Raw genomic sequence first — 14,130 nt, 5'->3', positions numbered from 1 at the left:
TAATTTAAATATGAAAACAAAGTTTAGTGGAATTCTAACGCTATTACTAGCGTTTGTCGTGCAATTAACTTTTGCACAAGAAAAAACAGTCTCAGGGACTGTGTCAGACGAATCTGGCTTACCTCTCCCTGGCGTTAATATCATTGTAAAAGGAACTACAAACGGGACTCAAACTGACTTTGATGGTAAATACTCCATCAATGCCAATGCGGGTGACGTGTTAACTTTTACATATGTAGGATTAAAAACCCAAGAAATTACAGTTGGATCATCTGACACAGTTAATGTAACTATGTTAGAAGACGCTGCAGTACTTGATGAAGTAGTAGTAACAGCATTAGGTATTGAAAGAGAAAAGAAATCTTTAGGTTATGCAACCCAAGAAGTTAAAGGGGATGCTGTATCTAAAATTAAAAGTTCAAACTTTGTTAATTCACTATCAGGTAAAGTTGCTGGTTTAGATATTAAATCTTCTGGTACTTTAGGTGGATCAACTAACGTTGTTATTAGAGGTAACAGTTCTATCGCTGGTAACAACCAAGCATTGTTTGTTGTTGATGGTATTCCTATTGACAACGGAAACACTAACTCAAGCGATCAAATAACAGGTCGTGGTGGTTACGATTATGGTAATGCCGCATCAGACATTAACCCTGACGACATTGAATCTATCAACGTTTTAAAAGGTGCTGCTGCATCTGCCCTATACGGTTCTAGAGCTGCAAATGGTGTGATTATGATTACAACCAAAAAAGGCGCTAAAAAGAAAGGTTTAGGAATTACGATAAGCTCAAGTTTAACTTTAGGAAATGTTGATAAAGAAACATTACCTGTATACCAAAAAAGATATGGAGCTGGTTATGGACCATATTATGATGACCCTACTGGTTATTTTGGTTTAGCAGATATTGATGGAGATGGAATAGATGACCTTACTACAGTATTTACTGAAGATGCTTCTTATGGAGCTGAATTTGACCCTAACTTAATGATTTTTCAATGGAATTCAATCTTTCCACAGTTAGACACTTACCAACAAGCGTCTCCTTGGGTTGCAGGAGCTAATGACCCTAACTATGTATGGAAAACAGCATCAACAGCTGTTAATTCAGTATCAATTGATGGAGGTACAGACAAATCTGCTTTTAGATTAGGGTTTACCAACATGCTGCAAGAAGGTGGTTTACCTAACAGTAATATTAAAAGAAATACTATTAATTTTTCTGGTTCTCATGAGTTATCAGATAAATTAACTGCATCTGCAACAATGACCTATACCAAAACAAATGGTAAAGGTAGATATGGTACAGGTTATGACGCTAACAACGTAATGCAACAATTTAGACAATGGTGGCAAGTAAATGTTGATGTTAGAGAACAACAACAAGCTTACTTCGCAACTCGTGAGAATATCACTTGGAACACTAACTCTGCTACTGATTTAACTCCAATTTATTCTGACAACCCTTATTGGACGTTCTACGAAAACTATCAAACAGATGAGCGTAACAGATATTTCGGTAATGTTGCTTTAAACTACGAAATTAATGACTGGTTGAGTATTTTAGGACGATTTACATTTGACACCTACAGTGAGATTCAAGAAGAAAGAACAAACGTAGGAAGTGCTAATGTTTCTAAATATAGCAGATACAATAATAATGTAGCCGAATACAACTATGATTTCATCTTAAGTTTTAACAAAGACCTAAATGATAAATTAGACTTAGATGGTAACTTAGGTGCTAACTTAAGAAGAAATGAAAACAGCAGTATTTATGCTTCTACAAATGGAGGTTTAAACTTAGCTGGCCTTTATTCATTATCTAACAGTGTAAGCCCAATTAATGCTCCTGACGAATACGAAGCTGTACAAATGGTAGACGGTATTTATGCGCGTGCAGGTTTAGGTTATGACGATTTTGCATTTGTTGAAGGTACATATAGAATTGACCGTAACTCAAGCTTACCAAAAGCTGATAACACATACGATTATTGGTCAATAACAGGTAGTATGATTTTTACTCGCTACTTAAAAGCAGATTGGTTAAACTTTGGTAAGTTACGTGCTAACTATGGTATTGTTTCAAACGGAACTATTCCTTACAGAGTATTTAATACTTACGGAATTGGAACTCCATTTGGAGGTACTGGTATAGCATCTAACCAAGGCTCACTAAATAACGCAAACCTTAGACCAGAAGAGCAAAAAAACTGGGAAATAGGTTTAGAAATGCAGTTCTTAGACAGACGTTTAGGATTTGACGTAACCTATTACGATGCATTAAACGTTGATCAAATTACAGCTGTTCCAGTATCTAACTCAACTGGGTATACTTCTGTCTTACTTAATGCTGGTACTATATCAAACAAAGGATGGGAAGTACAATTAAATGGTACTCCTTTAAAGACTGAAGACTTTAGATGGGATGTAAACTTAAACTGGGCGAAAAACACTAGTTTAGTTGAAAGTTTAGCTGATGGTATTGATAACTTAGTACTTGGTTCTTTCCAAGGTGGTGTATCAATTAACGCTACTCCTGGACAACCTTACGGTACTATCAGAGGTACAGATTTAGTATACCATGAAAACGGTCAACCAATTGTTAACCAAACTGGTTCTGCTTCAAGAATTGGTACTTACATGGTATCTGACACAAACAACGAAGTTATTGGTGATATCAACCCTGAATGGACTGCTGGTTTATTCAACAGCTTCACTTACAAAAACTTCAATTTAAGCTTCTTAATAGACATGCAAAAAGGTGGAGACGTTTTCTCTCTTGATACATGGTATGGGTATGCAACAGGATTATATGATTTCTCAGCTGGAAACAACGAATTAGGAAACCCTATTAGAGATGCTGTTACTGGTACTCCTGGAAATTATGGTGCCGACAGTGGTGGTATAATACTACCTGGTGTTGCTCCAGACGGTTCTCCTAACGAAGTAAGAGCTAACGCAAATATTTATGCAAACCCTTGGGGTTATGCAAGAGCTGCTAATAAGCAACACGTTTATGATGCAGGATTTATTAAACTACGTGAAGCAAGTTTAACTTATAATTTAGATTCTAAAATTTTAGACAGACTTCCTTTTACAAGCGCTTCGGTTTCAATTATTGGTAGAAATTTATGGATAATTGATAAAGATGTTCCTTATGCTGACCCTGAAGCTGGTTTAAGTTCTGGTAATATCCAAGGATATCAATCTGGTTCTTACCCAACTATGAGAGAAATAGGAGCAAGTCTTAAATTACAATTTTAAAAAAGAAGAATTATGAAAAAAATATTTTTAACAGCTCTATCACTTGTAGTATTGGTGTCTTGTAAAACCGATGACCAATATGAAGATTACAATAGAGACCCAAAAAATCCAACTCAAGTAGCTGCTGAGTTTACTTATAACGCAGCTGTAAAAAGTTTGTTTGACCAAATGACTAGCACAAATGTTAACACTAACATATTTAGACTTTTAGGTCAACATTGGACAGAAACCACCTATACTGATGAGGCAAACTATGATTTTACAACGAGAAATATTCCTCAAAATCATTGGTCTGAAATGTATAGAGATGTATTACTAGATTTAAAAACTACTAAAGAAATAGTTGCTAGTGATACTGAATTGACAGATGCTGAAAAAACAGCAAGAACTGCTCAAGCTGAAATCTTAATGATATACACTTGGCAACAACTTGTGGACACATTTGGAGACATCCCTTATACTGATGCTTTAAGCGATGTGACATTACCAACATATGATGATGACACGATGATTTATGAAAATTTAATTGAAAGAATTAACGCTGCTATCCCAGATATTTCTGCTTCTGGTTTTTCTGATGCTGATAAAATTTACGGTGGAGATGCTGCTGCTTGGAGTAAGTTCGCTAACTCTTTAAAGTTAAGGCTTGGTATTCGTTTAACCGATGTTAACCCAGGATTAGCTCAGTCAACAATTACTTCTGCGGTAAGCGCTGGTGTATTTACTTCAAATGCTGATAATGCACTATTACAGTATGAAGGTGCAACACCTAACACTAACCCTCTTTGGGTTGATTTAGTTCAATCAGGACGTTCTGACTTTATTGCTGCTAACACTTTAGTAGATATTATGAATGACTTAAGCGATCCTAGAAGAGAAGTTTACTTTGATCAAAACTTAGGAGCAGGTGTTTATGTTGGTGGTCCTTATGGCGAGAACAATAGTTTCCCTAATTACACTCATGTAGGAGCTGCAATGCACGAACCTACTACTCCAGGAGTCTTATTAGATTATGCTGAAGTTTCCTTTTACTTAGCTGAAGCTGCTGAGCGCTCAATTGTAGGAACTCCTGCAGACGCTGAGATGTACTACAACCAAGCTATTACTGCTTCTTTTGATTATTGGGGAGCGGACATCACTGGTTATTTAGCCAATCCTGATGTTGCTTATACAACTGCTGCTGGAGACTGGAGACAAAAAATTGGTACCCAAATGTGGTTAGCAATGTATAACAGAGGCTTTGAAGCTTGGACAGCATGGAGAAAATATGATGCTCCTGCATTAAATATTGCTGCAATTTCTGAGTTACCTGTACCTACTAGATACACTTATCCAGTAAACGAACAAAACCTTAACCAAGTTAATTACGAAGCAGCTTCTGCTGCTATAGGTGGTGATGATCAAACCACTAAAGTATTTTGGGATACAATGTAATTGTAAACCATTATATTAAACAACTAAAAAGCCCGAAAAGTTTAAACTTTTCGGGCTTTTTCATTACAACAACCACCTCCTTAATTTAACATATTTTAACGTTTTTAGCACGCTTTTTTAAGATTTAATCATTTTTCAACCCTTATTTTTGTGAAAATTGTTAAAAAAAGAAAAATGCTATTGAAAAAACACTACTCAATTTTATTGATATGTCTTCTATTATCCATCATTACCAAAGCTCAAAATACAGTTGGTACTATATTAAATACTGAAGACTCATTTGGTGGATATACACTTTTTACAGCTCAAACTGAAACTTATTTAATAAACAACTGTGGTGAAGTTGTAAACCAATGGACTAGTCAGTACCCTCCTGGTAACTCTGTATATCTATTAGAAGACGGTTCTTTATTAAGAGCCTGCAATGTAGGTAATACGCATATACAATTTGGCGGTACTGGTGGTAGAATTGAAAAATTTGATTGGGATGGAAATCTAACTTGGGAATTTGATTATTCTAATACCACTATGTTACAGCATCATGATATTTTCCCAATGGATAATGGAAATATACTGGTTTTAGCCGCTACTGAAATGACTAGCGAAGAAGCTATTGAAGCTGGTAGAGACCCAAGTAAATTAGATAACGGAAGATTATTAAACGAGCAAGTTGTTGAAATTGAACCATCTGGAACAAACTCAGCTACTATTGTCTGGGAATGGAATATTAAAGACCACCTTGTTCAAGATTTTGATAGTACTAAAGACAATTACGGAGTAATTTCTGAAAACCCAAATAAACTTGACATTAACTATCTAGGTGGTTTAAGCGGAAACGAAAACTGGTTACACATAAACTCTATTCAGTATAATAAGAATTTAGACCAAATTGTATTATCGTCTAGACATATGAATGAAATTTACATCATAGATCACTCAACAACCACAGCTCAAGCAGCCTCAAGTACAGGAGGAGTTTATGGAAAAGGTGGTGATTTTCTTTACCGATGGGGAAACCCACAGGCTTACGACCATGGTACTGAAAGCGATAGAAAACTTTTTGGTCAGCATTACCCACATTGGATTCCTGAGGGATTACCATATGCTGGAAAATTAATATTATTCAATAATGGATTTGGTAGAGTTCCTAGTTTTTCTGAAGTATTTATAATTACTCCACCAACTACTAGTCCTGGTGTTTATTCATATTCTCAAAATGTAGCATTTGGTCCTACTTCTACTGATTACACATATACTGACCCTAATAATGAAACGGAATTCTTTTCAAGAATTTTATCTGGAGCTCAAATGCTTCCTAACGGAAACATTTTAATTTGCGATGGAGATTCAGGGTACTTTTTTGAGATAGATTCAAACGAAAATACTGTTTGGGAATACATAAACCCTTCAAGCTCTAATGGAATTTTATCACAAGGTGATAATCCAAATGAAAACCCAAATATAGTATTTAGAGCCACCAGATACTCTCCAAGTTATTCTGCATTTACTGGAAGAGATTTAACACCTGGAGATCCTATAGAATTGAACCCTAATTTATCAGGATGTGAAGCTCTTAGTTTATCTGAAGTTAAGCAAAACTCTGTTAGCGTATATCCTAACCCAACAACAAACAGAATCAATATTAAAACCCAAGGAACTATTGATAGTATTGAAGTATATGACGTCATGGGTATGAGAGTAGCTCAAAACAAAAACACCAATGGTATTGATTTGAACAACTTAAAGTCTGGAGTATACTTTTTAAATATTACAGATAATGGTAAACTAACCACAAAAAAAGTCATAAAGCAATAATTCTTTAAATACCATTAACTCTTTTACTTTTAAAGGTTGGTTTTTTATACCTTTGACCCAATGGAAAAAGAGACCACAATTTTCGGCATAAGAGCTATCATAGAAGCTATTAAATCTGGTGAGAATATTGATAAAATATTTCTTCAAAAAGGTTTAAAAGGAGATTTATTTACAGAATTGGAACAACTTATAAGACAAGAACGATTGAATGCGTCTTATGTTCCTTTTGAGAAATTAAACCGATTAAGCAAAAAGAACCATCAAGGAGCTGTAGCTCAAATAGCTCCAATTTCATTTTATGATATTGAAGATTTGGTTCTAAATGTTATAGAGTCTGGTAAAACACCATTATTCTTATTGTTAGACCAACTTAGTGATGTTAGAAATTTTGGTGCCATTATTAGAACTGCTGAATGTACTGGTGTTTCAGGAATTATTATCCAGAAAAAAGGCGGAGCTCCTGTAAATGGAGACACTGTAAAAACAAGTGCTGGAGCTATTTTTAAAATCCCAATTTGTAAAGTTGATCATATAAAAGATGCTGTTTTTCATATGCAAGCATCAGGAATTAAAGTTATTGCAGCCACAGAAAAAACTGATAATACGATTTATGATGTTTCGTTTAACGAACCTTGTGCTATCATCATGGGATCAGAAGGTAAAGGCATTAACCCTTCGGTATTGAAAGTAGCTGATGAAAAAGCAAAACTTCCTATTCTTGGAGAAATTGAATCTTTAAACGTTTCAGTAGCTTGTGGTGCTTTTTTATATGAAGCTGTTAGGCAACGTCGTCTTTAATCGTCACCTTCTTCTTTCTTCCTAAAGTCATACACAACCTTTATTGACCTTTGCTCTGAATCCACATTTGTTTCAGGTTCAATCTCAGATTCTATATGTTCAATAAAATTACCATTTTCATCAAAATGCCTTAAAAAAGGATCGTCTTCTTCGTTGTACTCTGGTTGCTGCCAAACATACTTTTCTGGTTTAGCAATAGCTTTTCTAAAGATTAAAGCAAATACAAAACCAGTAATTAATCCTGCTAAGTGACCTTCCCAAGAAATGCCTTTTTCAACAGGAAATACATACCATATCATACTTCCGTATAAAAATATGATTAGTAGTGATAATGCTACAAGCCTAAAATGTCTTGCAAAAACGCCTTTAAAAAATATAAAACTTACAAGCACATAAATTAAACCACTGGCTCCAATGTGGTTTGCTGGTCTACCAATACACCAAGTGATTAATCCTGACAGTAAAATACCGTACAAAATCACTTTCCAAGAAATTTTTCGGTAGAAATAAAACAAAGCCATTGAAAGTAAAAACAACGGAATGGAATTATTGTATAAGTGTTCAATATCTGAATGAATAAAGGGACTTAGTACAATTCCTTTTAGTCCTTTTAATGTTAATGGATACACGCCTAAGCTTTTTATACTAGGAAAAAAACGCACTTGCATCCAAAACACAAGCCATAGCAACATAACAAAAAAGACAGGATATGCTATCACTCCTGTAGAATACTTAAACTGTTGCTGATTGCTCATAGACTAAATTTAAAATTTTATATTCAAAATATTGACCATTTATAGGTTTTATGAAATATTGTCACCTACAATTTTGTAATTTTACTTTATGAATGAACCTTTAGCAGAACGTCTACGACCAAAACACTTAAAAGACTACCTTAGTCAAACGCATTTAGTTGGAAAAAACGGAGCACTTTCACTGCAAATAAAGCAAGGTATAATCCCTTCCATGATATTTTGGGGACCTCCAGGAATAGGAAAAACTACACTTGCTAACATTATTGCTAATGAATCTGACAGACCGTTTTACACGCTAAGTGCTATAAATTCTGGTGTTAAAGACATTAGAGAGGTTATTGATAAAGCGAAACAAAGTGGTGGATTATTTACTACCAAGAACCCTATTTTGTTTATTGATGAGATTCATAGGTTTAGTAAATCGCAGCAAGATTCATTATTGCAAGCGGTTGAAAAAGGTTGGGTTACGCTTGTAGGAGCAACTACTGAAAATCCAAGCTTTGAAGTAATACCTGCTCTCCTATCTCGCTGCCAAGTGTATGTGTTAAACTCGTTTAGTAAAGACGATTTAGAAGCACTTTTAAATCGTGCAATTACTGAAGACGAACAACTCTTAAAACGCAATATAGAGCTTAAAGAAACTGAAGCTTTGATACACCTTTCTGGTGGTGACGCTCGAAAACTGCTTAATATTTTTGAACTGATTGTAAATGCCTTTGATGCAGATAAAAAGCTAATTATCACTAATGATTTAGTGCAACAAAAAGTACAAAACAATACTGCCAGATATGACAAAACTGGTGAGCAACATTACGACATTATTTCGGCTTTTATAAAATCTATTAGAGGTAGCGACCCAAATGCTGCTGTGTACTGGTTGGCACGTATGATTGAAGGTGGCGAAGATGTAAAATTTATTGCGAGACGATTACTTATCCTTGCTAGTGAAGATATTGGAAACGCAAACCCAACTGCTTTGGTAATCGCCAACAATACATTTCAAGCGGTTTCAGTAATTGGAAATCCTGAATCTCGAATTATCTTAAGCCAATGTGCTACTTATTTAGCCTCTTCTCCTAAAAGTAATGCTGCATATCAAGCTATCAACGATGCGCAACAATTGGTAAAACAAACTGGAGATCTATCAGTGCCATTATCTATAAGAAACGCACCTACTAAACTTATGAAAGAGTTAGGTTATGGTGATAATTACCAATATGCACATAACTACGAAAATAATTTTACTGCTCATGAGTTTTTACCTGAAGAGATAAAAAACACTACTTTATATCAACCAGGTAATAATAGTAGAGAAAATGCGCAACGTGAATTTTTAAAATCGCGTTGGAAAGACAAATACGATTATTAAAACTTAATATTTAATGTTTTAATTGAAACTGTTTTTCCATCATTGCTTGAATAATACCAAAACCCATCTTCTTTATACACAATTGCATTTTGGTCTTTTACAATAAATACATTTAGCTTTTTGGTTTCTAAAAGCACCATAACAACACTAGGTTTCATATCAACAACCTGAAACCCATTAGCTATTGGTTGTGCATATAGTGCATCAACTTCAGTAAGTTCTGAAATTGTAGGTTCAGTGTGTTTAACAGCTTCAACCACTGGTTGCGCTTTAACTTTTGGTTCTTTTGCCGCCTTTTCTTTGGCTTCTTTTAAATCGTCAATTTCTTTTTGCAAACGTGCAATTTCAGCTTTTGACTGTTGTACTTCCTCAACAGCAACAACATCAGCAGATTGTGTTTGAGTTGAAATTGATGTAATTTTAGCATTAGGTTCATACTTATAATCAAGGTGTTGATACGTTTCAAAAGCATCTCTTAATGCTAAATTGTAAGCTTTATCAAACTCTTTTTCTCTAGTTTCACCAACTTTAGATTCATATACAATTCTTCCATTACAGTCTTTTAAGTCTATCTTAATCTTAGTCTTAAAAAGTCCTTTTTCATTTGACACATCAGCATACATTGCTAAACACCTGTTAGACTGTAAATCATCAGGAAATTGGTCTTCATAAAAAAATGCTGTATAACCGTATTTATTAAACAAAAACTTGGTAAGCGAGTTCAATTGGTATTGATCTTTCTCTTTTAAGAAACTATATTCTGAAGGTATAATTATATACTTATAGCTATTAATAGACTCTTGCGAAAAAAGTTGTGATGGCAAACACACTATTGCCAACAACAGTAGTATAGACTTGTAAAATTTCATTCTTACGTAATGGTTTTCAATATTTATATACAATAGTTAAAGATAGTTTTTTAATTGTAATAATGTATCAACTTCTTTAATGTTTGCCTCAGGTTTTAGTTTGTGGATGTTATATAAAATGGCTTCTAACCCAACATCTAAAGCACCAAGAATATCGGCTTCATAGTTATCTCCTATCATAATACTTTCATTTGGTTTTGCCTTAGCTTGATCCAAAGCAAAATTGAAAATTAATGGGTTTGGTTTTTTTACACCTACCATTTCAGAGTTGGTAACGGTTTCAAAATAATGAAGAATATTAGATGCTTTCATCTTTTTTTCTTGAGCTTCTTGAAATCCGTTAGTTATAATATGTAATTTATACCTTGGTTTCAAATAGTTTAAAATATCTAAAGTATCATGAAACAAGTGGTTGAAAGAAGTTAAGTATTCAATATAATCCACTGATAGTTTATTGATAACTTCGTCTTCAATAGTATGTTCAATACTATCAAAACTATCCTTTAGTCTTTTATACCTTAGGTTTTCCTTATCTATTCGTTCTTCACGGTAAAGCTTCCAATAGCTTAAATTAATAGGCTCATACACTTTTAAAAAACGGTCAATTTCAACCTCAACATTGTGTATTTTAAAAATTTTTTCAAAAGTCAATGCTGAGTTTTTATCAAAATCCCAAAGTGTATGGTCTAGGTCAAAAAATACATGTCGTATACTATTCTTCATCTACTGAATCTAAAATTACACCAAATAAATCTCTAAATCCTTTCCAACGTACATCATCGCCAAAGGTATAATTATGAAATACAGGTGTAAAGGTTCCATTTACTTGCTTTACCTGTTGTATTAAGCGTTCTAGTTCTTGTTTTTTATCTAAAAAAGACTGCCTTTTTAGCAACGCATAATCTATACAATGAAATGCATTGATTTGCAAAGGTGTTTGCACCTCGTAGTCTAAATCGTAAAACTGAAAAGGTGTACAAGTTCCTGCTCTAAAACCCAGTTCGTTAATATAACCCATTGTGAAATCCTGTTTTACCTCAAGCTCTATAAGGTTTCTGTAAGATTCTGGTAAGTTCAATTTAGAAAACGAATGCCTTGAAGCCTCTAAACCATAATTGACAATAGACTCCATTTTTTTCTTTTCCTTTTTCAACACTTCAATATCTTCCAATGCAAAATAAGAAGCTTTGAGTCCTACTTTGCAATAATCAGAAACCGATTTTATCAACGATACAAACTGCTTTCTATTAACATTAATGTTCTTGTCATAGGTTGAATAATCGCCTATCAAGAAAAAGACAACAAACTTAAACTTGGTTTGTTTTTGCTTAGTGATAATCCATTTAAACGTATCATAAGGGTCTCTTTGAAATCCAAAAAGCACCAAATAGCGTTGGTAAAACTGCCTGAATCTAAACCTGAACAAATCGCCTAAAGTTCCGCCAATGGTACGTAGCAATCCTTTTTGCCTAAAGTAGTATGCCATTGGAACATCAATAACTGGCTGAATGGAATACGACTTCTTTGGAAATTCAAAATCTGGAAATTGAGCTTGTAACACACTTTTAAATTTATATGCCCAAATATCAATTACAGGTTGGTGTAAAAATCCGTTTTTAAAGGCTAAACTTTCTTTTGCTAAAAAGCGTCCGTACTCATCTTTTACATGCGGCAAATATTCTTCATAGCGACTTAACAGATAAAAAGTAGCTGCAAAAATATCATAAGGCAAACTACTCTTTTCTGAAGTGCTAAAAAATGCTTTAGTAGTGTCCCAATCGTGCACGTGTATTTCTACATCGTTGAGTCCTTGTTCAAACAACAACTCATGACTTCTTATAAAAATCTCATTACTCAACGGTTGTTTAGCATACGAAATCTTTAAGCTTTCATGAGCTATAAACTCTTCAATAGTTGTGGTAAAACTTACTGGAACACCTAAAATTCTTGTGCATATATGCTTAAAAGCATAGCTTAACCTTGGTGTTATTTTATGGGTAAAAACTAATAGCACTTATAAGATATTTTCATCTGCAAAGCTAAAGTATGCTTTTTCGGTAATAATTAAGTGGTCTAGCACTTTTATATCCAAACTCTCTCCTGCATATTTCAGTTTTTGGGTAAGTTGCTTGTCGGCTTCACTAGGTTTTAATGTTCCTGAAGGATGATTGTGTGCTAAAATAAGTCCTGTAGCACCAAGCTCTAATGCATTTTTCATCACCAAACGTACATCTACTAGAGTTCCTGTAATGCCTCCTTTACTTAATTGTTGCTTTTGAATCACTTTATTAGAATTGTTTAAATACACAATCCAAAACTCCTCATGTGGCAACTCACCAATAACAGGTTGCATCAATTCAAATACCGAAATACTTGAGGTAATTTTCTTTCTTTCCAGTGCTTCTTCTCCTCTACGTCGTCGTCCCAATTCCATAGCAGCTGCAATAGTAATGGCTTTAGCTTCGCCAATACCTTTAAAATCCATCAACTGTTTGAGTGATAGTTTTCCAAGTTCGTTTAAGTTATTGCCCACGCTTGCCAAAATACGTTTAGACAACTCTACAGCACTTTCTTCTTTATTTCCTGAACCTATCAATATAGCTACTAATTCGGCATCACTTAACGTTGCTTTACCTTTATCGCGAAGCTTTTCTCTAGGTTGGTCATCTTGACTCCAATGCTTTATAGAAAATGAAGTGGGTTTCTCCTGCATAGCATAAAGATAAATATTGTAACTTTCAGAAGCAATTTTTTATCCATTCAACCTTTTAAAAACTTATTATGAAATCATTGTTTTCAGAAGACGCAGTTACAGAAATAAAATCTCGTTTAGAACAACTATCTCCAACTCACAAACCACAATGGGGAAAAATGAATGTCTCTCAAATGTTAACACACTGCCAATTTCCGTTACAGGTTGCTGTAGGCGAGTTAAAACTTGAAAGACCAAATGCCTTTAAACGTGCGTTGTTTTCAATGTTTAAATCCTCATTATACAACGATAAACCTTGGAAACAAGGATTACCAACAGCTAAAGAATTTGTAGTTACGACTGATACTGAATTTGATCCTGAAAAATCAAAGTTACTCACTGAAATTGATAAGTTTCACGCTAAAAAAACGCAAACCCAGTGGCCTGAACATCCTATGTTTGGTAAGTTTAATTCAGAACAATGGGGACAAATGCAGTATAAGCATCTTGACCATCATTTAAAACAATTTGGGGTGTAATGAACTATCCTCCAAAAATACATCAGGATGACAATAAAGCTCACATGATTGCTGTGATGCAACAGTATCCTTTGGCGACGCTTATTTCGGTGAAAAACAATGAACCTTTAGTAACGCATTTACCTTTGATTTACAAAAACGAAGCCCTTATTGGCCATTTAGATATGTTTAATCCGCAAGTCGAACTACTTAACAACAACCAAGCTGTAACGGTTATTTTTTCTGGACCTGAATGTTACATATCGCCAAGTATTTACAGTACCGAACAACTCCCAACATGGAATTATGTAAAAGTACATCTTAAAGGAACGGTTGCCGAAATTGATAATCCTGAAGCCATAAAGCAAAGCATGATTGCAATGACCGAGTTTCTTGAACCTGATAACACGTATGTACTAGAACCTGACAACCCTAAAATGGATGCATACCTGCCTTATGTAAAGGGTTTTAAAATTACAATTACTGCTTGGGAAGGCAAGTTTAAACTCTCCCAAAACCGAAATAAAAAAGATTTTGAATTGGCTAAAGACGAACTGATTAAACAAAACCAGAATAACATTAAAACTTTTTTGGATAATATATTTTGATTTC

12 protein-coding genes are annotated in these 14,130 nt (G+C 34.3%); 7 read left to right on the top strand and 5 right to left on the bottom strand.

The window, feature by feature from the left end; translation table 11 throughout:
- Window positions 1-10 precede the first annotated feature (10 nt).
- The 4 genes from ABD011_RS12375 (at window position 11) to rlmB (ending at window position 7,315) form a co-directional block, all read left to right on the top strand.
- Window positions 11-3,268 (top strand): SusC/RagA family TonB-linked outer membrane protein, encoded by a 3,258-nt coding sequence (locus ABD011_RS12375; RefSeq protein ID WP_134199504.1) that lies wholly within the window; start codon window positions 11-13, stop codon window positions 3,266-3,268.
- 12 nt (window positions 3,269-3,280) lie between these two features.
- The gene (locus ABD011_RS12370; RefSeq protein ID WP_129761447.1) at window positions 3,281-4,702 is read left to right on the top strand and encodes a SusD/RagB family nutrient-binding outer membrane lipoprotein; all 1,422 of its coding nucleotides are present in this window, start codon (window positions 3,281-3,283) and stop codon (window positions 4,700-4,702) included.
- Between the two features lie 174 nt (window positions 4,703-4,876).
- Window positions 4,877-6,517 (top strand): aryl-sulfate sulfotransferase, encoded by a 1,641-nt coding sequence (locus tag ABD011_RS12365; RefSeq protein ID WP_343798679.1) that lies wholly within the window; start codon window positions 4,877-4,879, stop codon window positions 6,515-6,517.
- Window positions 6,518-6,577: 60 nt separating this feature from the next.
- The gene (gene rlmB / locus ABD011_RS12360) at window positions 6,578-7,315 is read left to right on the top strand and encodes a 23S rRNA (guanosine(2251)-2'-O)-methyltransferase RlmB (RefSeq protein ID WP_343798678.1); all 738 of its coding nucleotides are present in this window, start codon (window positions 6,578-6,580) and stop codon (window positions 7,313-7,315) included.
- Here rlmB and ABD011_RS12355 read toward each other — a convergent pair.
- Entirely contained in the window at window positions 7,312-8,070 is a 759-nt protein-coding gene (locus tag ABD011_RS12355; RefSeq protein ID WP_343798676.1) for a rhomboid family intramembrane serine protease, read from the bottom strand. The two genes, rlmB and ABD011_RS12355, sit on opposite strands and share 4 nt — an antisense overlap.
- An 88-nt stretch (window positions 8,071-8,158) precedes the next feature.
- Between ABD011_RS12355 and ABD011_RS12350 the strand changes: the two genes are divergently transcribed.
- Complete coding sequence (locus ABD011_RS12350; RefSeq protein WP_343798674.1) at window positions 8,159-9,439, top strand: replication-associated recombination protein A; 1,281 nt, start codon at window positions 8,159-8,161, stop codon at window positions 9,437-9,439.
- Here ABD011_RS12350 and ABD011_RS12345 read toward each other — a convergent pair.
- From ABD011_RS12345 to radC, 4 genes are read right to left on the bottom strand one after another with little or no spacing between them, the layout of a single operon-like run.
- Window positions 9,436-10,308, bottom strand: coding sequence for an LSm family protein (locus tag ABD011_RS12345; protein ID WP_343798672.1), 873 nt, complete (start codon window positions 10,306-10,308; stop codon window positions 9,436-9,438). The two genes, ABD011_RS12350 and ABD011_RS12345, sit on opposite strands and share 4 nt — an antisense overlap.
- 36 nt (window positions 10,309-10,344) lie before the next feature.
- Complete coding sequence (locus tag ABD011_RS12340) at window positions 10,345-11,031, bottom strand: YjjG family noncanonical pyrimidine nucleotidase (protein WP_343798670.1); 687 nt, start codon at window positions 11,029-11,031, stop codon at window positions 10,345-10,347.
- Window positions 11,021-12,322: a polysaccharide deacetylase family protein gene (locus ABD011_RS12335; RefSeq protein ID WP_343798668.1), complete on the bottom strand. Its 1,302-nt coding sequence runs from the start codon at window positions 12,320-12,322 to the stop codon at window positions 11,021-11,023. The genes ABD011_RS12340 and ABD011_RS12335 overlap by 11 nt, the downstream gene beginning before the upstream one ends.
- The gene (gene radC / locus ABD011_RS12330) at window positions 12,323-13,021 is read right to left on the bottom strand and encodes a RadC family protein (RefSeq protein ID WP_129761455.1); all 699 of its coding nucleotides are present in this window, start codon (window positions 13,019-13,021) and stop codon (window positions 12,323-12,325) included.
- A gap of 68 nt (window positions 13,022-13,089) precedes the next feature.
- Between radC and ABD011_RS12325 the strand changes: the two genes are divergently transcribed.
- Window positions 13,090-13,539 carry a DUF1569 domain-containing protein gene (locus ABD011_RS12325; protein ID WP_134199488.1) on the top strand — a complete coding sequence of 150 codons (450 nt, stop codon included), beginning with the start codon at window positions 13,090-13,092 and terminating at the stop codon, window positions 13,537-13,539.
- The gene (locus ABD011_RS12320) at window positions 13,539-14,126 is read left to right on the top strand and encodes an FMN-binding negative transcriptional regulator (RefSeq protein ID WP_343798664.1); all 588 of its coding nucleotides are present in this window, start codon (window positions 13,539-13,541) and stop codon (window positions 14,124-14,126) included. Before ABD011_RS12325 ends, ABD011_RS12320 begins: the two co-directional genes overlap by 1 nt.
- Window positions 14,127-14,130: the final 4 nt, after the last annotated feature.

Source organism: Gaetbulibacter jejuensis, assembly GCF_039524015.1.
Taxonomy (GTDB): Bacteria; Bacteroidota; Bacteroidia; order Flavobacteriales; family Flavobacteriaceae; genus Gaetbulibacter_B; species Gaetbulibacter_B jejuensis.
This window is presented reverse-complemented; position numbering and strand designations above follow the sequence as displayed.

Coding starts and splice junctions, on each gene's coding strand:
- rlmB (WP_343798678.1), top strand. CDS start 6,578: ATGGAAAAAGAGACCACAATTTTCGGCATAAGAGCTATCATAGAAGCT.
- ABD011_RS12370 (WP_129761447.1), top strand. CDS start 3,281: ATGAAAAAAATATTTTTAACAGCTCTATCACTTGTAGTATTGGTGTCT.
- ABD011_RS12365 (WP_343798679.1), top strand. CDS start 4,877: ATGCTATTGAAAAAACACTACTCAATTTTATTGATATGTCTTCTATTA.
- ABD011_RS12350 (WP_343798674.1), top strand. CDS start 8,159: ATGAATGAACCTTTAGCAGAACGTCTACGACCAAAACACTTAAAAGAC.
- ABD011_RS12320 (WP_343798664.1), top strand. CDS start 13,539: ATGAACTATCCTCCAAAAATACATCAGGATGACAATAAAGCTCACATG.
- ABD011_RS12355 (WP_343798676.1), bottom strand. CDS start 8,070: ATGAGCAATCAGCAACAGTTTAAGTATTCTACAGGAGTGATAGCATAT.
- ABD011_RS12340 (WP_343798670.1), bottom strand. CDS start 11,031: ATGAAGAATAGTATACGACATGTATTTTTTGACCTAGACCATACACTT.
- ABD011_RS12345 (WP_343798672.1), bottom strand. CDS start 10,308: ATGAAATTTTACAAGTCTATACTACTGTTGTTGGCAATAGTGTGTTTG.
- radC (WP_129761455.1), bottom strand. CDS start 13,021: ATGCAGGAGAAACCCACTTCATTTTCTATAAAGCATTGGAGTCAAGAT.
- ABD011_RS12375 (WP_134199504.1), top strand. CDS start 11: ATGAAAACAAAGTTTAGTGGAATTCTAACGCTATTACTAGCGTTTGTC.
- ABD011_RS12325 (WP_134199488.1), top strand. CDS start 13,090: ATGAAATCATTGTTTTCAGAAGACGCAGTTACAGAAATAAAATCTCGT.